Here is a 22432-nt window from a genome sequence, read left to right as displayed (position 1 = left end):
TAAAATTATTTTAATGATTAATTTTCTCTTGACAGTGTTGCCTGTAACTGCTGCACTTGCTCCACTGTTAAACCTGTTACCCGTGTAATTACTTCAATAGCTAGACCTTCGCGCAGTAAGTTCAGTGCAATCTCTTCTTTTGCTTTTTGAGCGCCTTCTTGTTGCCAACTAGTTACAATCTCCATAATTTCCTCCTGCTCATCTAATCCCATTGTACTGATTGCTGCTTGAAAGACCTGTTTCTCAGTATCGTCGAGCCTCAAATACGTATCAACGAACCCAGAAATTAGTTGCATCCTTGCTGGGTCTAATTTTAAGGTCGCCAGCAGCCGCAAACATTCCGCCTTCACCTGTGGACGTTCTTGCTTAGAAATATTCATCTTTGACATTAATGCTGCCGCCACCGGATTTGGCTGCGTGAGAAAATCGCGCCAACTTAAACGATTCAACTGGATTGCTACAAACTGAAACTCCAGCACTTTTAAATCCCCAAAGATGACACTATAATTTTGAGGTTCGGCGCGTTTGGGTTCATCAAAAGAAAAAATCACAACTGGGTAAATAGGTAAATCGTATTTTTCATGTAGGCGCGCAAAATATTTAAACATCCGCTTTGCAAATGCTGTCTCAGTATAAGATTGATTTTCAACGTGAATTAGAAAACAAGTATCTTGTTGTTTATAACGCACCTGCGCCAGTAAATCAATTTCCTTCTTTTCGCCAGAAGTGACATCATTAAATACTTCCTGCGGTAAAAGCTGGATGGAATTACGATCTATTTGGCTGGCTACTTGAGGCAGAAACAAATCAAGGAAATCAATAAAAAACGTAGATAATAATTCTTTGAAAAGGCGGTCGTGGTCAATCATAATATTTATCTTTAACTTTCATAACAATCATTCTATTTTCAGGTTAAGATTTTTACTAAAGCTCAGTATTGCATATACTAAATATCTCTGCAATCCACTAGAATAAAGAGATGATAATCTGATTTATGTATATTAGCGATTAAAACAGACTTCATGAGATACAAGCGATGAAATTATCAGACTTATCAGCAGAAAGCCTAGAAAAAATTAAGGCAGTTAGATGGGATAGGATTATTGAGAAACATGAAGGGCCAGAGGATTGGGAATCAGTTCTCAGATATGAACAGCTAGAATTTTTGTCAGTTCAAGGATGCCCGATATTATTACCTGTAGATAAATCACATCATCCTAATATCACCATAATCCGGTGTATCTGGAGTATGGATAACAACTCTGTAACTGTTTTTCTGTCTGATACTACCTATGAAGATGATCCTTTTTTCTCTGGATTTATGGCGGTATGCGATCGCTTGAAGGGAGAGGAATTTTTTTAGCAGTTTTATATCATGAATGGTTTATTATTGAAAGAGCAGGAGTTTTTGAATAATCCTGTTACGTGAGTATTTTCAAATATTATTCAATAATAATTAAATTACTATCTCATTAACTCTGACAACATTTGCTCAAGAATATCTTCCATAATTGACTCCTCCGTGGAGCGCAAAGAAACTGGGCCATCAAGAAATTCTTGAATAGTGATTTTCTTTTCTTTAAAGCCTTTAACAAAATTCCGAATCTCAGAAACGACGTTAATTTGAGATTCCATTGTTTCTACAATAGCAGCCATAGGATCAATGCCTTTTTTAGCAGCTTTTCGAGAATCGCAAACCATTGTTCCTTCTGGAGTATTTTTTGTCAAACGCAGTTCCTGTTTCAGTTTTTCATATTGAGCCAGGAGGATTTGATTGTGCTGTTCTAGAGTTCGGCATCTACGGGTTAAATCATCCTCGTTATTATTGTCAATAATTTCTAAGGGTTGTTGACTTTGTTCAATTTCAAGAAGTCTTGCTAAATCCCCCTCTTGGTAGGCTTTATTAATTTCTTTCATGATTTCTGTGTGAGACTTCTGTGTTTCAGTGTCTCTGGCTTTATCAGGGTGAAAGATTTCAGCTAATTTCAGAAATGTTTGACGAATTTTTCTTTGGTCATCTGTTCTGACAAAAGAGGCAGAGTCTACAGACTGTTGTCCTTGCCAATATTGATGCTGTTGTTCACTAGTTTCCTTTGAAAAATCTGATTGGGAATCTTCATTGTCAAACGATTCGTCTAATGTATCTAACTGTTGGCTGTTGGGTTTTAGACTGATGGCTCCAGTTATCTGTAGGTTACGGTAAACTGCTTGTATATTTTTGAGGGTTTGTTTACCGAACTTTCTAGTAGTAAGAATCTCCTCAAACAGAGCATGGATTTCCTGGTCTAACTCAGCCATTTTTCGGAAACCGGGAGTAGCTTTATTGAGAAATTCTGTGCCAAAAGAACGCATCTGTTCAACAAAGTTCTTCAGTTCTGTGCGCTTTCTCTTAATCTGTTTGAGTAGTGATTGATGTTCTTTTTCTAAAAATTCTAAGCGGATATGTAATTGAGACAGAGCCAGCGGAGTTACTTTAATTGATTGCGATGGGACTCTAGTTTTTCGAGGCATGAAATACGTATGTAAGTTGAAAGTTTAAAATATAACTATCGCATTACCTAGAGATGCGAAAAAAGACACATCTTGGATTATACACCACGAACTTAAATGAAGTTTTTAACAAATTCGGCAGAATTCCCCGTGCCTAAAGTACGATTTACCGATTTACCCAGTGGTAATTTTCTCATTTGATGATTACTCTAGAAGCGTGAGAATGGCGAGGCGATCGCAACATTCAAAAAGGAAATTATGTATTCTTTATCACTTTTTTTGTGTTCAACTACTGATTTATAAAAAATATTGCTTAGAAAGGAGAAGAATGTAAAGAATATACAAAGCTTGGTATTTGTATGTACATTTTTCGGCAAATAATAGACCTACATGTGTGTCCATACCCAAGAGATTATTACTCCAATAGTTAGAAGCAATCACCACTGCAAACCCTTAAGGGACTTCCAGAATCATTTAAAAATAGGAGTTAAAGCTTATTGACACAATAAATTATGGTAAAGATTATTGGTCAAAACCAGAAGGCGAAAAATCTATGCAACTTGGTTGACAGCGATCGCCTTATTGACAAGCCGCAATTTAGAAGAGTTTGGTGGTCGTGTATCAGATTCTGGCAAAGGGCGCCAGAATGCGAACGCAGCAATTGAATCTGTAGCGACTCCGGTGAAAAGTTACGCGCTCTTTGCTCGTTTTAGCTGGCGTGGAGAAGCAAACTTTGCCGAGAAACTTTTGTCAGCCATGCGCTATCAGTTTGGCGGGTATGATGAAAAAGCTAATTCTTAAAGAGGTTAGTCATGGGAACTCCTGATTCAGACGCACTGGTATTTTTTGGGGCAACAGGTGACTTGGCCTACAAGAAAATCTTCCCCAGCCTTCAGGCAATGGTACGACGGGGGAATCTCAATGCCCCAGTGATTGGGGTTGCCGGACGATCTTGGACAACGGATCAACTTAGGGAAAGGGCACGTGATAGCTTAGAACATAATGGTGGTATAGATCAAGACGCATTTGAGAAACTTTCTGGTCTACTCCAGTACGTTGCTGGTGACTACAACAAACCAGAAACTTACGAAAAATTACGTCTTGCCCTTGGTGATGCTACTCATCCCCTCTACTATTTGGCAATTCCACCGAGCTTGTTTGCACAAGTAGTGTCAGGATTGGGCGAATCAGGCTGTGCTAAAAATGCGCGGGTGGTAATTGAAAAACCATTTGGACGGGATTTGAAATCAGCACGCGAGTTAAATCAAATTCTGGCATCAGTTTTTCCCGAATCATCCATCTATCGCATCGACCATTACCTGGGCAAAGAACCACTGCTGAATTTACTCTATTTTCGGTTTGCCAACTCTTTTCTCGAACCCATCTGGAATCGCAACTATGTTGAAAGCATCCAGATTGTGATGGCAGAGGACTTTGGCATTCAAGGAAGGGGGCGCTTCTATGAGGAAACTGGCGCAATTCGGGATGTGGTGGAAAACCACATGCTGCAAATATTGGCTTCAGTGTGTATGGATGCTCCCGCCAGTACGGCTGCTGATTCCATCCGGGATGAAAAAGAGCGTATTCTCAAAGCTATAGGGGAAGTGCAACCCGATGATATTATTCGCGGTCAATTTTCTGATTACCGCAACGAAGAAGGTGTTTCGCCTGACTCCCAAGTAGAAACTTTTGTTGCCGTGCGGTTATTTATTAATACGTGGCGGTGGTCAGGAGTTCCCATCTACATTCGGGCTGGGAAGAAATTGCCTGTCAAAACTACTGAGGTGATGGTCAAGTTCAAGTGTCCACCTTTAAATGTGTTCCAGGAGGGAAGACAAGAAAACGGTAATTATGTTCGTTTTTTACTAGATCCAGAGGTAATTGTGGGATTGGGCGCTCGCACTAAAATCCCCGGAGAAGATATGATCGGCTCTACCGTTGAACTCCTAGCCTTTTACGGAGGTGGCGACGAGATGGAACCCTATGAACGTCTATTGGGTGATGCTATGCGGGGCGATCCCACCTTGTTTGTACGAGAAGATGCCGTAGAAGAGGAATGGCGGATTGTCCAGCCAATTCTCGATAACGTCACACCCATTTATGAGTATGAGCCAAATATATGGGGCCCACCTGAGTCAGATCAACTGCTCTTGCCAAGGGATCAGTGGTACAACCCATTAGCTAGAGATGATTAATTAAAAAAGTCAATATAGCTTGGTCAGCGAATTCAAATGCAACAAGCCTCTAACTCAAATAGTGATGGACACCCAAAACATCGACATTGGTTTTGGTATATTTTTGGAACGTCAGTTGGTTTACTCGGCTTATATGGACTGGTGAGTTATGTCGTTTTACCAGCACTGTGGCGTCATTACGAACATAACCCCAAGCTGGAACATTCTCCGAAAACAACGCAAACGGCAGAAGGGATCTCTGGAGATCCTTTGAATATTGGATTTGTCGGTACAACAGCAGAAGTGGTGCAGGCGCTACTGGCAGCAGGCTGGTATCCGGCAGACCCGATCACCTTACGCTCAAGTGTTGGAATTGCTAAAAGTGTTCTCCTCAAGGATTCTTACCCAACTGCACCTGTAAGTAATTTATATCTGTGGGGACGTAAACAGGATTTAGCTTTTGAACTACCTATAGGAAACAATGCCAAAACTAGACATCACGTTCGCTTGTGGCAATCAAATAACCTGAATGCTGATAGTAGACCCCTATGGCTAGGTTCAGCAACATTTGACCAAAGCGTGGAACTTAGCCACCGCACAGGACAGATTACTCACCATATTGACGCAGACATTGATGAAGAAAGAGATAACGTAATTAAAAGTATTGATTTGACACACCAGATTGCCCAATTATATCAAGTCACAGGTATAGGGGCCACATGGGTTGGTCGTAACGGAGGAGGTGACAGATATTATACAGATGGCGAACTAACTATTTGTGTACTTTCAATGAATAATATTGCTCAAACAAAACCATCAACTTATTCACCATCACCAGAGCCTGTTAAGTTTAAAAATCAACTGTGGTCATGGCTGCGACACTATTTTAAATAGCTCAACTCAAGAAAACAGGATAATTTTATGCAAATGCACAAAATGCTAAACTTATTTTTCAAGAAATTTTGATTTTGGGGATTCCGTCAGCACTACCATTTGGGATTATTGCAGGTTTATTTGAAATAATTCCTTACTTTGGTTCGGTGATTGGTGCTTTTTTACCAGCATTAGTAGCATTGAGTATTTCACCGCTAAAGTTAGTATTTGTGTTGATACTTTTCTTTGTAATGAATCAAATAGATGCCCATGTTGTTCAGCCTTTGGTGATGGGTCAGCAAGTAAATATCCATCCAGTGATGGTGATTGTAACATTTTTGGTAATGGGTAAGCTATTTGGATTTATTGGTGTGCTGCTTGCAGTGCCTGCGGCAGCAGTGATAATTACGCTTATTGATGAGTTTACGCCGTCAGAAAAGCTGATAGAGTCAGTCGGAGTTGAAACTGGAATAGATGTTCAATCGAACGATATTACTCAAGATCACAACCAAAGTTGAAAATCGAAGAAAAAATCAGCATTTGCTGTTTGATTTACTTTCCAAGACTAAAAATGAGCGCTTAATATTTTCGCAATAAATAATGATAATAATGTAGGTTTTATTGAGAATGAAATAGTCTTATTGATCTGATGTAGTCGCCCTGGATGTAATATTTATTTAACTAGTCTAAACAAAAAACTTTTAAGATGAGAAAACTGTCTTTAATTCTCCCCTTAGCTATGCTAGCTTTTGGCAGTGTAGTTGTTAACAGCCAAGAAACCTCTTCACACAATGCTTATACTAAATCTGTTACCCGTGAAGTTTTAGCGAGTGGTTATCCGACTAAAGATCATTTGCAGATTCTTGAGCTTGTACGCTATACCATCGCACCAAGAACCAAACTCCCTACTCATACTCATCCGGGGATGCAGATTGAACGAGTAGAGGTGGGAACTTTAACTTATACTGTTGTGGAAGGAGAAGCTAAAGTAACGAAAGCTAACGGTACAGAATTGATTATTAAAAAAGGGAAAACTATACAGCTTACAGTGGGAGATTCTTTAGTTGAATCTGCCGGAATGCTTCATTATGCAGAAAACCAAACAAACAAACCGATTATTTTATTGTCCGCTTCTCTATTTAATGCTAATCAACCAAAAGCTATTTTAACCACTCCTGAAAACAGATGAATGTGATGATAAATTTCGACTTTTGTCAGAGTTTACACTACTACTAACCAATCACATACCACAGACGTACACCCCCAAGCAAAGTTAACCCAAACCTGCCACTGCCCCAGGTATCCGTTCCAATAAGGCTCACCATCAATAATCCCAACAGCCTCACCAAGCTGGGAAACCATCTGTTGGTAGAACTGTCCAACACTGTCGAGTCCAAGGCACAGCTTCAGGCGTAACCCCTTCCATTCAAGGACTTCAGGATATTCCTGGGTAAATGTTTGGGGAATTGTCAAGAGATTCTGTGTCAATACCTGGTGTTTGTAATTCTATATTGTTCGTGACTGACACAGACTCACTTTGAAATACTTCATCCCGATTTAACCACTACCCGAAAATCGAATCACGCTCATCATCGGGTGGAACTTCCACAACAGCAGATGGCGCAACAAACTTTTGCTCATTGCGTTAGATATTTAGATATTGCTCTGATTAAGGCTGACCAAGAAAGTCTCCTTTACCAAGTTCTACACCGCAGTGCCTAAGAATGTCATACGCTGTTGTGACATGGAAATAAAGATTTGGTAAAACAAAATATAGGAGAAATGGCATTCCTTGAAAAGAGAGAGTATTGTCACGCATCTGTAGGGTAATTTCTCTCTCTTCTGAACCGTCAATTTGCTCAGGTTTAAAAGTATTTAAATGAGAGATAGTTTTTTGAATGCGATCAATAAGTTGACCAAATGTAGTTTCATTGTCCTCGAATTTAGGTGGTTCTATTCCTGCTAACCGTGCGGCACCTCTATTTACTATGTCAGATGCAATTTGCACTTGTTTTGATAATGGAAACATATCTGGGGATAGACGACTATTAATCAAGACATTCGGATCTATTTTTTTAGTTTCAGCATAGGCAGAACCTTTTTCAATAATGTTTGTAAGGTTATTCAGTGTGCGAATAGACACGGGTATTAAAGCTTGGTACATTGAAATGGTCATTGAGATTTCTCCAGAAAAAGTTCAAAGGACTTTGAGCCGCCCCATCTAATATTAGGGGGTATTGACTATGATGTTGTGTCAAAGAATATGGAACCAAATTTAGTCACAGATCCAAAGATACTAAATGTTTTGAACGAACTTATACAACGGGAACCGATTTTTCATCGTCCAGACTTGAGGACGACACGTGCCGACTTTGAGCAGATGACGGAAAGTACATTTTGGGAAGTGGGTGCGTCGGGTCGGCGTTATAGTCGGCAGTATGTGTTGGATGAGATGGAGAAGCGTTATGCCAGCCCAGAGGAAGACACATGGCAGACTTGCGACTTTCATTGCCTTGAGATTGCCGCCGAAAACTATCTTGTAACCTATACCCTGAATCAGGGTACTCGCATTACCCGACGCTCAACGATCTGGCGACAGACACCGCAGGGTTGGAAGATTGTGTATCACCAAGGAACCGTGGTAGAAAATGCCTGAATAGAATGTTTACACTGTGTACCGATACGAGTTCTGGATATCCTATCTGACGTTGGTGTGCGACTAGAATTTTGGTGAGGCTCAAAGATAGCCCCCATAGTTAATAATCCCTGGATGCTGGATAAGAGTTAGTTCTTTTTACTTGGGAGGAACTGACCTTTTAGCGATCGCTTTCTGTACCCAACTTTCTCACGCCATCTATTCAGTCCACTGCGGGGCATCGACAAGCAGTTGAGCAAACTTTTTGGGGTAAGCAATCCTCAAACTCCAGCATCACGCCGCGACACTCACCACTCTTGCCCAAAGTATTGTCCATCTTCTCCAACAGCGATGGCGCTGTTTTGCCTACGGTTTGCGATCGCCAGCCGCAAGCAGAGGCTAAAAATGCTTTTAAAAAGCTCAAAGTAAGAAACTTTAGAACTTAGGTTTTTACTTGGGTTGCCACAATGGAGTGATATTAAGGTTTCCAGCAGCAAATACGGCATTTCTAGCCTACGTCGGTACGGTTTACACCCCTTCGATTTGTGTAAAGTTATCGTAACATTTATTTATATAAAGCAATGTTTGCTTACATAAGCAAACTCAAATAAAAGAGTAGGCAATAAAAGCAATGAACCAACCCATTGAATTATCTTTAGAACAAGAATTTAGCCTTAGAACTTTTTCTGATCAACGTTAAGCTAAACCACATCTAGTTTGCATATCTAAAATTTATATAACTCTTGTGGGGTAGGCATCTTGCCCGCCCTAATGATGCAAGTTATATGTGTAACAGCTTATCTGGTTATAAACACAGGCATTTGGATTTTTGGCAAAAAAGTTCTGCTGCCAATTGGATGTTCCCAGGTAGACTATGATACCCACCGGGTCTATGCAGTCAACCGGACTAAAGCCCAGGTAGAAGCACTACCTGAGTTTACGGATGGTGTGACTGTTGATTTTGATTATGAACATCGAGTTAGACAAGTCTACCGTCCTTCATCTTCATTTAGTGTCTTTGACTCTTCTGAGGTTGGATACGCCGGATATGGAACTGAACCTCCAGCCGCTACTGATACTCCTACCTCTTCTGGGGTTGGATACGCCGGATATGGAACTGAACCTCCAGCCGCTACTGATACTCCTACCTCTTCTGGGGTTGGATATGCCGGATATGGAACTGACCCTCCTGTCCCCCCCTATGTTCCTACCTCTTATGGGGTTGGGTATGAAGGATATGAAAATGCCTTGCTTGCTTCGGATAGGGCACTCTCACCTGATACTGATCACAGCGCTGCTGTTGACCACTGTGGTTCCTACACATATCAGCAAGATCCTGGATTATATTATATGAACGATCAAAATCATCAACGGCTGAAACTGTATGAAAAACGGCTAGTGGCAAACAGAAAACAGCATAAGGAGTCTGTTAATTCTGATATGATTTGAAAATTTTAAAAGTCATTATCCGTTCTTGTAAATATGGATGGTGAAAACCTTTTTAGCGATGGGTAAAATTCTAACGTTGCTGCATAATTATCTTTAAGTGATACTTCTAATTCAATTGTTTGCTGATTTTTATCATCAAAGAGTGACTGGATTTGATAATCTGTCCAGAATTGCTCACCTAGTTCATCTTCTAAATAGAAAAGCTTTGTAGTCCAAGCTTTCGATGACAAAGCTTCTTCGTCATCGAAAGCTTGAGAATCTAAAGTATAGAAAAATATCAGTGATGAACTGATTCATGCCGCATTTATGCAACGCCTTTGGTTGATAGCCAAGCAGGTTGTCTAAGGAGCGAACGCACAGCCTCGACAATAGAAGAAGCGTCAATTTTTGCTACATGAAGTAGTTCTTCTGGAGTACCAGAACCGGGCAGATCCCGCACAGCCAGTTTGATTAGATTTAGTGGCAATCCACCAGAGGCAAAAGCATCGAGGACAGAGGCACCCAGTCCACCCTCGGCCCAATGGTCTTCTACAACAACAAGTTTGCCCTGGGTATCACTGGCAGCCTGATGCAGGGTTATAGCATCAATTGGTTTGACTGAGTAAGCATCGATAACGCGTACCGTAATCCCTTCGTCCTTGAGGCGTTGATAGGCCTTAAGTGCTTCATGTACCGTAATACCTGCTGCAATCACTGCTACTTGATCGTGATCGGAACTACATATAACCTTGCTGCCACCAACTGAAAAATCTTCTTCAGCTTCATAGAGAATAGGTGTGCTTTCACGGGTAGTGCGGAGATAGACAATGCCATCACAATCAACCATTAGTGCGACAAGTTTAGCGGTTTGATTGGCATCACTAGGGTAAAGCACAGTGCTACCGCACACGGCTTGCAAACAAGCTAAGTCTTCCAGTGCCATTTGTGAAGGCCCATCCTGACCAATTGAAATCCCCGCATGAGAACCAACAAGTTTAATATTGGCGCGAGAAATGGCAGCCATCCGCACAAAATCGTAAGCGCGACTTAAGAATGCCGCAAAACTGGAAGCAAAGGGCTTATAGTGCCGCACTTGTAACTCGATTCTTTCGGATCTTTCTGAATTAGTTGTCGAGTTCCATTAAATAATAAGTAGAACGACTGGGAAAAACCAAACTATGTTAATAAAAGTAAAGTAGGCTCAAACCCTCCTCCCTTCTGCCTCCTGCTTTATCCTGATGATAAATATTCACACCGACCTACTTAAACTTGCCGTGAGTCCATGACAGAATAAGAGTTTTGGGCTTTGCGATAAGCGAAGCTTAAGCCTTCGGCTATCGCGCCATGACAAAGACAGAAGCTAGTTAGGTTCTGGGTTCGGCAAGCTTATCCTTTAATTTTCGGCAATATGTACCTTTAAATCACAGGACGTGAACTATATCGTGTCCTTTTTGTCCAAGTTTTGGGTAAAAGCACAATAATCGGTGGCTACGCTACGAGCAGAATCAGTAGCTCTGGTAATTGACAGCAATTGTTCATAATCTTTTGGTGTGTCAATATCGATATCCCCTAGAGGAAACGGAATGGAAAACACTTCATTCAGGTTATTATTAATAACTATTTTGGCTCCTGAAGCATTTTTCAAAGCGGCAAGTTCTGAAAAAAATCTCTGACTAAATAGAGCAGGTACACCTAATGTATCCGCATATTCACAAGCAATGATCTGTTTTTTTGTGGAATAATATGTATCAACAAGTTGATTAATAATTTGTTGAGAAACAAATGGCTGGTCGCAAAGTGTAATAACTACTGCTTCTAATTTTTGTGGAAGATTATTTAACAATTCCATACCGCTCTTGATTGAAGCACTCATTCCACAAGCCCAATCCGAGTTTTTAACTACTTTAACGGGAAGTTGTTTAATTTGGGGATGAATCTGTTCTGCATTGGCTCCAAGTACTACTACCACAGGTTGACAAACTGAAGCGATTGCCATTTCTGTAATGTATTGCAAAAAGCTAAGTCCTTGGTAAAGCAATAGTTGCTTCGGTGTACCCATCCGAGTCGATGCACCAGCAGCAAGAATCATAATGGCTATAGTTGATTTGTCGTTGTTTATTTCCTCAGTCATAAAAACTATGTGGTAAGTAGCAAGTTTGAGTTGCTTTCATTACATTGGTGAATTGGTTGATTGCGATTTCTTAAAAAATTACCACTGCGGTTTGTTAGCACTGCTTGAATTTCCGCAATAATGGCGATCGCTATTCCTTCAGGAGTATCTGCTCCGATATCAATCCCAATCGGGCTATGCAATCTTCTTAATTGTTCAGTATTATAAACTATTCCTTGCGAACGCAAATCTTCAAGCAATCTCTCAGTACGCACCTTTGGCCCTAAAATCCCTATGTAACGTGCAGGAGATGGTAGCAACATTTTCAAAATTTCCCTGTCGTCAAGGTAATTATGCGTCATGACCACAGCATTTGTGTGGGCATTTATAAATACCTGTTTTTGGACAATTTCTCGCCGACTAAGAATGACATCACAAGGCAGAGGAAATCGCGTTCTAGTTGCCTCATTCGCTCGACAATCGACTACAGTAACCTGCCAACCTAATGCTTGAGCAAACTGGGCTACTGGTACAGCGTCATAACCTGCACCAAATATTACTGCATGTGTGGGTGGTTGAATAACTTCGGTGAAAACTTCTACATTGCCTAAAGGTAACTGATAGTTGCTTACCCTTGACTTTTGATTAGCAAAGGCTGCTTGACTATCTGCAATCAGAGATTGAATTAAATTGGCATCTTTGATGTCAGTGATAAATTTACCATCAGGATAGAGCAGTAAGCGCGACCCAAGTTTGACCTTTACTGCGCCTTCAAAGGCAAAGACTGTAGCAATAATACCTAAATGTTTTTGATGAAAACACTCCTGTATAAAAGCGATCGCATTCGGTGTGCTTTCTCTCTCAAGACGTTCGATCAGAACTTGCACTACCCCATTGCACCCCAAACCAAAGCCCCACAGAATATCTTCCGAGGCGGTGTTATCGTAAGTAACAACAATTGGTTCGCCGTCTGACATTCGTTGTTGAGTATGCTCAAATACGTCGTTTTCTAAGCAACCAGCGCTGATTGTTCCGATCATCCGACCTGTATTTGTCATCAACATTTTAGCACCCGGTCGGCGATAGGTTGAACCTTGAGTTTTAACTACAGTCGCCAGGAAAGTGATTTCACCATTTTTTTGACTTGACTCGAAGCCTTCTAAGATTGCTTGTAATTCATTCATTTGATTGCTTATTTTTCTGTTGCTAGCAGTTTGTCAGTTTGAGCAAGTAGTCCCAATGAAAACAATGGTTTTTTCTCAGTTCGCGCTTCTTAAGATTGGTAAGCATAAATCATGTGAGAAATAACTGGAGGTTCATCGCCTTGATGAAAGGCAAAAACCTTTTCGCGAATCTCTCGATCTGCCACTGTAAAGCGTTCACACTGACGTAAATGATCCACCCAAGACTCGACGATAAATCTCTCTAAGTAGCGATTCGGCTCAGATGTATCATGAAAGATGCCCCAGCGAATCGCACCATCTCCTAACCGCACCACTGGCAGAACACAGTACTTCACAAATGACTATGACTACAGCAGCTTGTCTAATGTAATTGGCAAATCACGGACGCGCTTACCTGTGGCATGATATACAGCATTAGCGATTGCTGCCGCAGTGCCAGTAATGCCAATTTCACCAACTCCCTTGACACCAAGCGGGTTGATATGTGGATCGTGTTCATCGACAAACAACACCTGAATATCGGGAACGTCTGCATTTACTGGTACGTGATATTCAGCTAAATCATGGTTGACAACGCGTCCTAGATTCGGGTCTATTATCGTATGTTCCATTAACGCCATACCAATACCATAAATAATCCCACCAATCAGTTGACTGTTGGCTGTTTTAGCATTAAGGATGCGTCCAACCCCAAAAGTTCCCACCCAACGCGATACTCGCACTTCACCCAAATCAGGTTCAACGCGGACTTCGGCAAACTGCGCTCCAAATGCGTGCATTGAGAACTTTTTTTGTTCTTCTCCAGGCTTGGCATCTGCACGCGCTTCGATCATTTTCATTCCATGCCGTGCCAAGATTGCCTGATATGTTTCGGTTGCAGAGGATTTATTTTTTAAGAAAAAGCTGCCATCTTGGGCAATCACATCCTCAGCATTGGAACTATAAAGCGGTGATTTTTGATCGGCGAGTGCTAGTTGCAAAAGCTGACTCCGGGCTTGATTCCCCGCTAAATGCACCGCCGAACTGACACTGGCGGCAGTTTGCGAACCACCAGAAACGGGGGTTTCTGGCATCTTCGTATCGCCTAATTCAAAGCGGACTTTGCTAATTGGTAGACCGAGTGCCTCAGCTGCAACTTGAGTCATTACAGTATAAGTCCCTGTGCCAATATCTTGCGAACCGCTCAGTACAACGGCTGTACCGTCTGCCATAATCTGAGCGATCGCGGATGCCGGAGAACGGTTGGTAGGATAAGTTGCTGTCGCCATACCCCAACCAATCAAATAATTACCGTCTCGCATTGACCGGGGCTTGGGATTGCGCTTTTGCCAGCCAAACTTGTCTGCCCCTAATTTGTAACACTCTCTCAATGATTTGCTCGACCAAGGGAGTTTTTTAGTAGGATCAACTTCAGCATAGTTACGCAAACGCAGCTCGATGGGATCGATATTGAGCGCATAAGCTAGTTCATCCATTGCCGATTCTAGGGCAAATGACCCAGAAGCTTCGCCTGGGGCCCGCATAAAGGTTGGTGTTCCTTGATCGAGCTGAACCAGACGGTGACTGGTTTCGATATGTGGGCAAGTGTAAATCATGCGGGCGCTTTTACCAACAGGCTCGATAAATTCATCGAAAGTTGAAGTCTGTGAAGTCCCGGCGTGTCGGAGTGCAGTCAATTTTCCTTCGTGGGTTGCACCGAGAGAAACTTGTTGAATTGTCTCCGGTCGAAAGCCGACAGGCCCATACATCTGTATCCGTCCCAGAACTAATTTTACTGGGCGATTAACTTGCCGTGCTGCGATCGCCGCTAGTGGCACGTGCGACCAAGCCGATCCTTTACAACCGAAGCCACCGCCCACAAAGTAAGACATAATACGGACATTCTTTGGATCGATTCCCAATGCCCCCGCAACTTTTTGTTGAACCTGAAAGATTCCCTGAGTTGCGTCATACAGCAGTAGTTGATTGCCTTGCCAAACTGCTGTTGTGGCATGAGGCTCCATCGGATTGTGATTTTCGATTGGTGTCGTATAGGTTTGCTCGACGCGGACAGCCGCCGCCGCTAGTCCCTGGTTGACATTGCCATGAGTTGAATCGGGCGGCTCCTCTTTGGGGATTTTTCCTTTAGGCAAGTATGCCTTAGCGAGGTTTTCCCGCATATTGATGGTTGGTTTCTCTTCGTCATAACGAACTTGTACGAGTGAGGCAGCATACATAGCTCGTTCAAATGTATCAGCAACTACAACACCTATGTGTTGACCGCTATACAAGACAACGTTATCTTGTAGGACTTGTAGTTTGCGACCACCGCCCTTTTCTCCAGATGCCTTCGGTGCATTGAGGTGGGTAATAACTGCTAATACACCTGGTACTCGCTCCGCCGCCTTTGTATCGATTTTGGCTATTTTACCTTTGGCGATCGCACTTTGAATTGTCACGCCATAAGTCATTTTTGCTACCGGAAACTCAGCCGCGTAACGTGCTGCTCCAGTCACCTTCAGGTATCCATCAACCCGATTGAGCGGTTTGCCGACAACTGTATTTGTGTCCCCTGTATTCATACCATCCCTCCTACCGTGAAGAGCGCTTTCACAATTGTGCGTTTAGTCAGTTCGACTTTAAAGCCGTTGTATTTTTGAGGTTTAGCTCCGGCGATCGCCGCCAATGCTGCTGCTTGAAATGTTGCTTGGTTTGTGGGCTTGTTCAGAAGCACTTTTTCCGCTTCAAAGGCACGCCAGGGCTTTGTTCCTACGCCACCAAGGGCAATGCGTGCCGAGCGAATGATCCCATTTTGAATATCTAATGCAGCTGCAACTGATGCCATTGCAAAGGCATAGGAGGCGCGATCGCGGACTTTTAAATAGTGCGATCGCTTCCCAAAGGTTGAAGCAGGTAAGTCAACGGCAACAATTAACTCTCCGTGTTCTAAAACCGTCTCTCTTTCTGGTGTATTACCCGGTACGAGATGAAAATCTACAAGGGGAATGCTGCGCTCTCCTTTCGGCCCGCGTGTTTGCACAACGGCATCAAGTGCCACCATTGCCACCGCCATATCAGAAGCATGGGTGGCAATACAGCGATCGCTACCGCCAAGAATCGCGTGAATGCGGTTGTAACCCTCAATTGCCGCACAACCTGAACCGGGAACGCGCTTGTTACAGGGCATCGAAGTATCGCGGAAGTAGTAACACCGGGTACGTTGCAGCAAATTTCCGCCCACCGTCGCCATATTTCGCAGTTGGGGTGATGCCCCAGACAGCAAGGCCTCTGATAACACAGGATAACGCTCTTGAATGATCGGATTATAAGCAACATCGCTATTGCTTGTGGTTGCTCCAATTCGCACACCGTTACCCTGTACTTCTATCTTGCTCAGTGGGAGTGGGTTAATGTCAACCAACTCTCTTGGGGTCTGAACATTCAGCTTCATCAAATCGATGAGGCTAGTACCACCAGCGATATACGAAGCTTGGGCATCTGGAGCTACCAAAGCCACAGCATTTTCTGCTTGTCCTGCTTTTTTATAGCTAAACGGCTGCATCTTTTTTTCCCTCTAAGACATCGCGGACAGCAGCCACGATATTTGGATAAGCACCGCAACGGCAGATATTGCCGCTCATCAGTTCGCGAATATCGGTATCCGACTTAACGTGTCCCTCGTTCACCAGACCCACTGCCGAACAAATCTGTCCTGGCGTGCAGTAGCCACACTGAAACGCATCGCGGGATAGAAACGCAGCTTGCATTGGGTGCAGATTGTTTCCTTGTTCCAACCCTTCAATAGTTGTGATTTTTGCGTCGGTGTGCATAATCGCAAATGTCAGGCACGAATTAATGCGTTGCCCATCAACCAGCACCGTGCAGGCACCACACTGACCATGATCGCAACCTTTTTTAGTACCAATTAATCCTAGATATTCCCGAAGTGCATCAAGTAAGGTAACACGCGGTTCAATTTGCAAACTATGTGGTGTTCTATTCACTTGTAGCGTCACCTTCACAGTTTCAGGTGTCGAAGTTGCCAGCATTGGAGTAGTTTTTTTTACTTGAGTTTGTGCTACAGCTTTATCTACAAAATTACTGATCGTCGCTGCTACTGTGCTGATAATCATCAATTGACCTAACTTGCGGCGTCTTAGGACAAACCTCATCTGTTTACTCCATTCTGTTTTTGTTGAGTCATAATTAATATTGAGTAATTCTCTGGAATTCAACAGGTCGCGCCCACGATTGCCCAACTTGCTGCCCTGTTTAAATGCGTCTCGTAGAGAAATTGGGGAATACTAGACGATCTCGGACTAGGGATTAGTCCCTGCGTACTGAGCAATAAATTTCTTGATTGTTTTGGTTCGGGTCTGAATCCGCATCCAAATCTTCCCAGTCACCAATCTCTATTCCCCAATGCCCAATCCCCATTTCAATTTTTTATAGAAAACCACTTTTTTTACAGGCATTTTCCTCAAAATGACATTGTTAATAGAATACAATTTCATCTTGTTATGGTGTCTCTATCAGAAGATTTATGCCATAAGTATTGAGTGATCGCACTATTTGCTATAGCTTCAAAACACTAAGTCTAATCACCAGTGATAAACACTCACTCGCTGTACTAATTAACCTATGGGTGAACTTTACCCTTGATATGAACCAAGCCAGACTGAGCCAAGCCAGACTGCGTACAAAGTATCACCGTTAGATGCTTGAGTAATGTGGTAAGCTGTTTTTTGAAGAACTTCTACCTCCAGAGGTGTTAATTCATCAATTTTTTCATAATGCACAAAATCATCTATACGTAATTCCCATGTTACATCATGTAGATTGTAGTGATTTGAACCATACTCTTCATAGGGAAATAGTTTGTATTGATTTTCTGGGATCGGAAAAACATTTTCATACCAATCAATTCGTTCACGTATTCCGACAACTACTTGTGAATGAGAAAATCGTGGATGAAACAACCAAATTTTTAAGTAAAAAGGCTCTCCTCTTTCAATAAGTTGATTTCTCCAATTGTGGTAAATTTAAAACATCGCTGACAATATTAAACGTTGACCGTGTTCTGGGTCGTAGTGCAATTTTGGATGATGTGTTACTTGAGTTACGTGATAGCCATGAACAACATCAACGTAACTTTGAGGAACACCAGCAGCAAGCAGAAGAACATTTACAAGCATTCAAGGAACATCAGCGCACTACTAACGCTGCACTACAAAGCCTTGAGTCTATATTGTTGCAGTTGATTAGAAATAATTCTTGAGATGCGTAAGCAGTAGACTTCTGGTGAAATTGAACTAAGGCGAATTTAATTATGAGAGACGAGGAGGAGGAATAAACTCAATTCTCCATCAAATTGTTAAAGCAGGGAATGTTCAAGCAGAAATAGAAAAGCTGTTCTTCACCACCATCGAGACGATACCGCCATAAATGCTGGGCAAATTTTGGTTTAATCGGGGATTTTAAAAGTCATTATCCGTAAAGGGAACTATGGATGGTAAAAACCTTTGAAAAGATGGGTAAAATTGTAATCTTGCTTCATAGTCATCTGTTTGTGATACTGATAATTCAATTGTTTGCTGATTTTTTTCATCAAAGAGCAACTGGATTTGATAATTAGTCCAGAATTGGTCGCCTAGTTCATCTTCTAAATCAAAAAGTTTTTCTTCATCAACCCATATATTTGACCAAAGGACTATCTTATTAGCCCGAAAATGATTTTGACCTGTTGTATCTGCAATGACAAAATATACTTCAACATTTAAATCAAATCCCAAATCATCGGCTTCTGTCTCTGCTATTTGACAGTTAAGCACTATTAAGGTATCGGGGTTAACGTTAACTACCTGTTCTTGGCGATTTAATAATTCTTGTAGCACGAAATCAGGCAACAACTGGGAACTCTCCTTAAGTAATTGTTTTTGAGTTTCTGGGGAGTAACGAGTTTTTAACTCCTGCGTGATTAAAGTTAAAATATCTTCACTAGCTAAATTGACAACTATCTTTTTATCTGCGGTATTAAGAAAACTTCCAACATTCAGATTAATGTGTTTTTTTAATTGGCATAATTCTCTAAAATCCTTTTGAACAGTTCATACTCATCTACAAATAAAGCGAAGGCAAGGAAAAATACTACCTCAGCTTCAGTTCTCCGTTTTGATCAAGACGTACTTCCGAGTAATTGCAGGAGTGAAAATCATAATTATAAATGACTGTGATTTGATAGCCTATTATGTTCATGCACTAATATTTAAAAATGCCACAGTGCTTGACCAATTAACGGATTGGTTGAGTAAGTAACGAACAAATAAATTTTTAATAATATTTATTTCCTCACTGGTCAAATTTGCAGCTAGACGATCTGCATAACTTGGTCGATTAGGATTAGCAGTAAATAAACGCTTGATAAAATTATCAGAGATGTGCATAGGTGTCAAATACTGCTCAAGAACTACTTGTACGCAGTGTCCATTTGAGGCAAAAGCGTGACGCAAATCATCAGCATCCCAGTTAAACATGGGGTCAGAGGCATCTGTATAAATAGCTTCTTCCGCTAAAACTAATTGCTCATACAATTGAGTATCGAGATTTTGGCTGGGCAGTAAGCGGTAAAATCTTTGGGTATGACAAGGTACTGTTTCACTTAAAATAAGCTTGACTGAGCGCGGGAGCAATTGACCTAAAAATTGAGCAGCAAGTCCCTTATCCGATTCCGAAGCTAGTACATTGCGCCCGATAATAGAGTCAAACTGTACATTTGGTGCAAGAGATGCCAGCATAGCAGGTATCTGTGCAACAGATGCAGTAAAAATTATTGGTTGCATTGTTTCAGGAAGTGCGGCAGCAAGTTCTACTAAAGCATCGGCATCAGAGCGATTGCGAACACAGGCATAAACCCCGCCTTCAGGAACTTGCCGGATTGCTTCCCAAGTAAGTAAACCAGTGGCGGCATTTAGATCCAATACTAAGTGATGACGTTGTAATTGGGCGAAAGTGAAAATGCGCTCGCGCACAGATGCTAATTGTGTGCTTACCTGAGAAAGTGTGCGTTGCAACCAGCGCTCATCTGCTCTGTCAACAGTTCCATAAGTCATGACTTCTATTGGTGCAACACCAATACCTTCTACTATTGCGGCAAGTTGGGCTTCCCGACGACGTGCTACTTGGGTTGCGATTTGGTGTTCATAACCTTGGGTTGATGGTTGATAAAACAATTGACCTTGCAAGGTCTTGGGCAAATATTGCTGTTCTACCCAATGATCTCGGTAAGCGTGAGGATAGAGATAACCCGCCCCATGTCCAAAACCTTTTTTATCCCGATTGGCATCTTTAAGATGAGTGGGGACTTCTGCAACATTTTCAATTTCAACTGCGGCTAAAGCATCGAAAAAGCCCATAATGCTATTGGATTTTGGTGCAGTTGCTAAATAAAGTACTGCCTGCGCCAAATGATAACGTCCTTCCGGCATTCCCACGCGATCAAAGGCTTCAGCACAAGCATTTGTAACGACAACTGCTTGTGGGTCAGCCAATCCGATATCTTCACTGGCAAGAATTAACATCCGACGAAAGATGAAGCGCGGGTCTTCACCGGCATAAACCATTTTGGCCAGCCAATAGAGTGCTGCATCTGGGTCAGAACCTCGTAAGCTCTTAATAAAAGCACTGATGGTATCAAAATGAGCATCCCCTTCTTTGTCGTATAAAACAGCACGTTGTTGAATTGATTCTTCTGCCACTGCTAGGGGAATATGAATAACACTTGTAGTATCGGGGGGTGTAGTCTCTACAGCTAGTTGCAAAGCATTCAATAATGAACGAGCATCACCATTGGCAACATTAACTAGATGAGCTAAAGCATCTGTGTCAATTTGCACTGTTAACTTGCCATAACCGCGTTCCGAATCGAAGAGTGTTTGCTCAATAATTTTGTATAAATCTTTGTCAGTTAATTGCTGAAGTTGAAAAATCCGCGAACGGCTTACGAGTGCCTTATTGACTTCAAAAAAAGGATTTTCGGTGGTAGCACCAATAAGAATGATTGTACCATTCTCTACCCAAGGCAATAGAGCATCTTGCTGAGACTTGTTAAAACGATGGACTTCATCGACAAAAAGAATAGTTCGTTGATTATGAAACTTGCGCTTTTGTTGGGCTATTTCAATTGCCGCTCGAATTTCTTTAACTCCTGAGAGTACAGCATTGATAGCGATGAATTGAGCGCGGGTGGTGTTGGCAATAACCCGCGCTAAAGTAGTCTTGCCAGTCCCTGGTGGCCCAGAAAAGATTAAGGAAGACAGTTGATCCAAACTAATAGCACGCCGCAGTAGCCTTCCTTGCCCGATAATATGCTCTTGACCAATAAATTCATCAAGTGTCCGTGGACGCATCCGAGCCGCTAGGGGTGCTGATTCTTCAGTTATTTTTGCAAGATGCTGGTCAAATAAATCCATTATTAAATACGTCTTCATTCACTGCCAACTGTGATTTTTAAGAAAAATCAACTACTATCTCATTAATTCTGACAACATCTGCTCAAGAATATCTGACATAATTTCCTCGTCTAAGGAGTGCAAAGTTGGTGGGCCACCAAGAAATTCTTTGATAGTGATCTTCTGTTCTCTAAAGTCCTTGACAAAATTCCGAATCTGAGAAACAACGTTAATTTGATTTTCTATCGTTTCTACCATAATAGCCATCGAGTCAATGCCTTTTTTAGCAGCTTTGCGAGAATCAGAAACCATTGTTCCTTCTGGAGTATTTTTTGCTAAACGCAGTTCCCGTTTCAAGTTTTCATATTGAGTGAGAAGAATTTGATTTTGTTGTTCTATAGTTTGACATTTACGAGTTAAATCATCTTCGCTATTAAAATCAATAATTTCTCCAACTTGGTGAAGCCGCTCAATTTCTAGAAGTCTTGCCAAATCGCCTTCTTGGTAGGCTTGATTGATTGATTTCATGATTTCTGTATGATCTGTTTGTGTCTGGCTGTCTTTTACCTTGTCGGGGTGAAAGATTTCAGCTAACCTCAGAAATGTTTCACGAATTTTTCTCTTATCCCCTGTTCTAGCTTCACCATGATAAGCTAAACCACATCTAGTTTGCATATCTAAAATTTATATAACTCTTGTGGGGTAGGCATCTTGCCCGCCCTAATGATGCAAGTTATATGTGTAACAGCTTACTCTTGTGTTTGCCAATGTTGATGGCGACCTTCAGTAGTTTCCCTGGAAAAATCTGATTCGGGTTCGGGGTTGTCAAACGATTCGTCTAGCTCGGTTGAAAATTGTTTGCCATTTGGTTTGAGACTAATGATTCCTGTCAACTGGAGGTTAAGATAAACTGCTTCTATGTTTTTTAGAGTTTGTTTACCAAACTTTCTAGTAGTAAATATTTCATCAAATAGAGCATGAATATCCTGGTCTAACTCAGCCATTTTCTGAAAACTGGGACTAGTGGTCTGTCAAAACTAAATCTGTGAGTTTATGGAAAAATGGAGAGGCTATTCGCTATCAACCGCTCCATTGGTTTGAGGAACTTCCCA

24 protein-coding genes and 2 pseudogenes are annotated in these 22432 nt (G+C 41.7%); 9 read left to right on the top strand and 17 right to left on the bottom strand.

Going from position 1 to position 22432, the window contains the following annotated elements:
* Nucleotides 1-17: 17 nt before the first annotated feature.
* Nucleotides 18-869 (bottom strand): Rpn family recombination-promoting nuclease/putative transposase, encoded by an 852-nt coding sequence (locus V7L07_RS17085; protein WP_335059745.1) that lies wholly within the window; start codon nt 867-869, stop codon nt 18-20.
* A 167-nt stretch (nt 870-1036) separates the two neighbouring features.
* On the opposite strand from V7L07_RS17085, the gene V7L07_RS17080 reads away from it, so the two are divergent.
* A complete protein-coding gene (locus V7L07_RS17080; RefSeq protein WP_335059743.1) occupies nt 1037-1363 on the top strand; it encodes a hypothetical protein in 327 nt (108 codons plus the stop codon).
* Nucleotides 1364-1464: 101 nt separating this feature from the next.
* Here the strand turns inward: V7L07_RS17080 and V7L07_RS17075 are convergent, their stop codons facing one another.
* Nucleotides 1465-2511, bottom strand: coding sequence for a J domain-containing protein (locus tag V7L07_RS17075; protein WP_335059741.1), 1047 nt, complete (start codon nt 2509-2511; stop codon nt 1465-1467).
* A gap of 504 nt (nt 2512-3015) precedes the next feature.
* On the opposite strand from V7L07_RS17075, the gene V7L07_RS17070 reads away from it, so the two are divergent.
* From V7L07_RS17070 to V7L07_RS17050, 5 genes are all read left to right on the top strand, one after another.
* Entirely contained in the window at nt 3016-3291 is a 276-nt protein-coding gene (locus V7L07_RS17070) for a hypothetical protein (protein ID WP_335059739.1), read from the top strand.
* Between the two features lie 11 nt (nt 3292-3302).
* A complete protein-coding gene (zwf, locus tag V7L07_RS17065) occupies nt 3303-4685 on the top strand; it encodes a glucose-6-phosphate dehydrogenase (RefSeq protein ID WP_335059737.1) in 1383 nt (460 codons plus the stop codon).
* Nucleotides 4686-4721: 36 nt separating this feature from the next.
* Nucleotides 4722-5558, top strand: coding sequence for an LssY C-terminal domain-containing protein (locus V7L07_RS17060; protein ID WP_335059735.1), 837 nt, complete (start codon nt 4722-4724; stop codon nt 5556-5558).
* 68 nt (nt 5559-5626) lie between these two features.
* Complete coding sequence (locus tag V7L07_RS17055) at nt 5627-6055, top strand: AI-2E family transporter (RefSeq protein ID WP_335059733.1); 429 nt, start codon at nt 5627-5629, stop codon at nt 6053-6055.
* 188 nt (nt 6056-6243) lie between these two features.
* Nucleotides 6244-6726 carry a cupin domain-containing protein gene (locus V7L07_RS17050; RefSeq protein ID WP_335059731.1) on the top strand — a complete coding sequence of 161 codons (483 nt, stop codon included), beginning with the start codon at nt 6244-6246 and terminating at the stop codon, nt 6724-6726.
* 32 nt (nt 6727-6758) lie between these two features.
* Here the strand turns inward: V7L07_RS17050 and V7L07_RS17045 are convergent, their stop codons facing one another.
* Nucleotides 6759-7025 carry a hypothetical protein gene (locus tag V7L07_RS17045; protein WP_335059729.1) on the bottom strand — a complete coding sequence of 89 codons (267 nt, stop codon included), beginning with the start codon at nt 7023-7025 and terminating at the stop codon, nt 6759-6761.
* A 181-nt stretch (nt 7026-7206) separates the two neighbouring features.
* Nucleotides 7207-7713 (bottom strand): DUF1993 domain-containing protein, encoded by a 507-nt coding sequence (locus V7L07_RS17040; protein ID WP_335059727.1) that lies wholly within the window; start codon nt 7711-7713, stop codon nt 7207-7209.
* Between the two features lie 87 nt (nt 7714-7800).
* Here V7L07_RS17040 and V7L07_RS17035 point away from each other — a divergent pair, with 87 nt between their 5' ends.
* Nucleotides 7801-8193: a nuclear transport factor 2 family protein gene (locus V7L07_RS17035; RefSeq protein ID WP_335059725.1), complete on the top strand. Its 393-nt coding sequence runs from the start codon at nt 7801-7803 to the stop codon at nt 8191-8193.
* A 202-nt stretch (nt 8194-8395) separates the two neighbouring features.
* Here V7L07_RS17035 and V7L07_RS17030 read toward each other — a convergent pair whose 3' ends face one another.
* Nucleotides 8396-8596: a hypothetical protein gene (locus tag V7L07_RS17030; RefSeq protein ID WP_335059723.1), complete on the bottom strand. Its 201-nt coding sequence runs from the start codon at nt 8594-8596 to the stop codon at nt 8396-8398.
* A 347-nt stretch (nt 8597-8943) separates the two neighbouring features.
* Here V7L07_RS17030 and V7L07_RS17025 point away from each other — a divergent pair, with 347 nt between their 5' ends.
* Nucleotides 8944-9621, top strand: a complete 678-nt coding sequence (locus tag V7L07_RS17025) for a PRC-barrel domain-containing protein (protein WP_335059721.1) — start codon at nt 8944-8946, stop codon at nt 9619-9621.
* Between the two features lie 5 nt (nt 9622-9626).
* On the opposite strand, the gene V7L07_RS17020 is transcribed toward V7L07_RS17025, so the two are convergent.
* The 9 genes and pseudogenes from V7L07_RS17020 to V7L07_RS16980 form a co-directional block, all read right to left on the bottom strand.
* A complete protein-coding gene (locus V7L07_RS17020) occupies nt 9627-9851 on the bottom strand; it encodes a hypothetical protein (RefSeq protein ID WP_335059719.1) in 225 nt (74 codons plus the stop codon).
* A 74-nt stretch (nt 9852-9925) separates the two neighbouring features.
* Nucleotides 9926-10705: pseudogene (locus V7L07_RS17015) on the bottom strand (transketolase family protein); the annotation flags it as partial.
* 330 nt (nt 10706-11035) lie between these two features.
* On the bottom strand, nt 11036-11731 hold the full coding sequence (locus tag V7L07_RS17010; protein ID WP_179069662.1) for a nucleotidyltransferase family protein: 696 nt from the start codon (nt 11729-11731) through the stop codon (nt 11036-11038).
* 5 nt (nt 11732-11736) lie between these two features.
* The gene (locus V7L07_RS17005) at nt 11737-12894 is read right to left on the bottom strand and encodes an XdhC family protein (RefSeq protein ID WP_335059717.1); all 1158 of its coding nucleotides are present in this window, start codon (nt 12892-12894) and stop codon (nt 11737-11739) included.
* Nucleotides 12895-12983: 89 nt separating this feature from the next.
* Nucleotides 12984-13229 carry an MFS transporter gene (locus tag V7L07_RS17000; protein ID WP_335059715.1) on the bottom strand — a complete coding sequence of 82 codons (246 nt, stop codon included), beginning with the start codon at nt 13227-13229 and terminating at the stop codon, nt 12984-12986.
* A 12-nt stretch (nt 13230-13241) separates the two neighbouring features.
* Nucleotides 13242-15455, bottom strand: coding sequence for a xanthine dehydrogenase family protein molybdopterin-binding subunit (locus tag V7L07_RS16995; RefSeq protein WP_335059713.1), 2214 nt, complete (start codon nt 15453-15455; stop codon nt 13242-13244).
* The gene (locus V7L07_RS16990; protein WP_335059712.1) at nt 15452-16435 is read right to left on the bottom strand and encodes an FAD binding domain-containing protein; all 984 of its coding nucleotides are present in this window, start codon (nt 16433-16435) and stop codon (nt 15452-15454) included. The genes V7L07_RS16995 and V7L07_RS16990 overlap by 4 nt, the downstream gene beginning before the upstream one ends.
* On the bottom strand, nt 16422-17045 hold the full coding sequence (locus tag V7L07_RS16985) for a (2Fe-2S)-binding protein (RefSeq protein WP_335059710.1): 624 nt from the start codon (nt 17043-17045) through the stop codon (nt 16422-16424). The genes V7L07_RS16990 and V7L07_RS16985 overlap by 14 nt, the downstream gene beginning before the upstream one ends.
* Before the next feature lie 480 nt (nt 17046-17525).
* Nucleotides 17526-17852 (bottom strand): hypothetical protein, encoded by a 327-nt coding sequence (locus tag V7L07_RS16980; protein WP_179069656.1) that lies wholly within the window; start codon nt 17850-17852, stop codon nt 17526-17528.
* 119 nt (nt 17853-17971) lie between these two features.
* Here V7L07_RS16980 and V7L07_RS16975 point away from each other — a divergent pair, with 119 nt between their 5' ends.
* On the top strand, nt 17972-18151 hold the full coding sequence (locus V7L07_RS16975; RefSeq protein ID WP_335059708.1) for a hypothetical protein: 180 nt from the start codon (nt 17972-17974) through the stop codon (nt 18149-18151).
* A gap of 199 nt (nt 18152-18350) precedes the next feature.
* Here the strand turns inward: V7L07_RS16975 and V7L07_RS16970 are convergent, their stop codons facing one another.
* The 3 genes and pseudogenes from V7L07_RS16970 to V7L07_RS33500 form a co-directional block, all read right to left on the bottom strand.
* Nucleotides 18351-18782 (bottom strand): hypothetical protein, encoded by a 432-nt coding sequence (locus tag V7L07_RS16970; protein WP_335059706.1) that lies wholly within the window; start codon nt 18780-18782, stop codon nt 18351-18353.
* Nucleotides 18783-19124: 342 nt separating this feature from the next.
* Nucleotides 19125-21341, bottom strand: coding sequence for an AAA family ATPase (locus tag V7L07_RS16965; protein ID WP_335059704.1), 2217 nt, complete (start codon nt 21339-21341; stop codon nt 19125-19127).
* 54 nt (nt 21342-21395) lie between these two features.
* Nucleotides 21396-22342, bottom strand: a pseudogene (locus tag V7L07_RS33500) (J domain-containing protein); the annotation flags it as partial.
* Between the last annotated feature and the right edge of the window lie 90 nt (nt 22343-22432).

The organism is Nostoc sp. (assembly GCF_036916985.1).
Taxonomy (GTDB): Bacteria; Cyanobacteriota; Cyanobacteriia; order Cyanobacteriales; family Nostocaceae; genus Nostoc.
The sequence above is the reverse complement of the archived record's forward strand: the minus strand, read 5'-3'. Positions and strand labels throughout refer to the sequence as shown.

Coding starts and splice junctions, on each gene's coding strand:
- V7L07_RS17085 (WP_335059745.1), bottom strand. CDS start 869: ATGATTGACCACGACCGCCTTTTCAAAGAATTATTATCTACGTTTTTT.
- V7L07_RS17080 (WP_335059743.1), top strand. CDS start 1,037: ATGAAATTATCAGACTTATCAGCAGAAAGCCTAGAAAAAATTAAGGCA.
- V7L07_RS17075 (WP_335059741.1), bottom strand. CDS start 2,511: ATGCCTCGAAAAACTAGAGTCCCATCGCAATCAATTAAAGTAACTCCG.
- zwf (WP_335059737.1), top strand. CDS start 3,303: ATGGGAACTCCTGATTCAGACGCACTGGTATTTTTTGGGGCAACAGGT.
- V7L07_RS17060 (WP_335059735.1), top strand. CDS start 4,722: ATGCAACAAGCCTCTAACTCAAATAGTGATGGACACCCAAAACATCGA.
- V7L07_RS17050 (WP_335059731.1), top strand. CDS start 6,244: ATGAGAAAACTGTCTTTAATTCTCCCCTTAGCTATGCTAGCTTTTGGC.
- V7L07_RS17040 (WP_335059727.1), bottom strand. CDS start 7,713: ATGACCATTTCAATGTACCAAGCTTTAATACCCGTGTCTATTCGCACA.
- V7L07_RS17035 (WP_335059725.1), top strand. CDS start 7,801: ATGGAACCAAATTTAGTCACAGATCCAAAGATACTAAATGTTTTGAAC.
- V7L07_RS17025 (WP_335059721.1), top strand. CDS start 8,944: ATGATGCAAGTTATATGTGTAACAGCTTATCTGGTTATAAACACAGGC.
- V7L07_RS17010 (WP_179069662.1), bottom strand. CDS start 11,731: ATGACTGAGGAAATAAACAACGACAAATCAACTATAGCCATTATGATT.
- V7L07_RS17005 (WP_335059717.1), bottom strand. CDS start 12,894: ATGAATGAATTACAAGCAATCTTAGAAGGCTTCGAGTCAAGTCAAAAA.
- V7L07_RS16995 (WP_335059713.1), bottom strand. CDS start 15,455: ATGAATACAGGGGACACAAATACAGTTGTCGGCAAACCGCTCAATCGG.
- V7L07_RS16990 (WP_335059712.1), bottom strand. CDS start 16,435: ATGCAGCCGTTTAGCTATAAAAAAGCAGGACAAGCAGAAAATGCTGTG.
- V7L07_RS16985 (WP_335059710.1), bottom strand. CDS start 17,045: ATGAGGTTTGTCCTAAGACGCCGCAAGTTAGGTCAATTGATGATTATC.
- V7L07_RS16965 (WP_335059704.1), bottom strand. CDS start 21,341: ATGGATTTATTTGACCAGCATCTTGCAAAAATAACTGAAGAATCAGCA.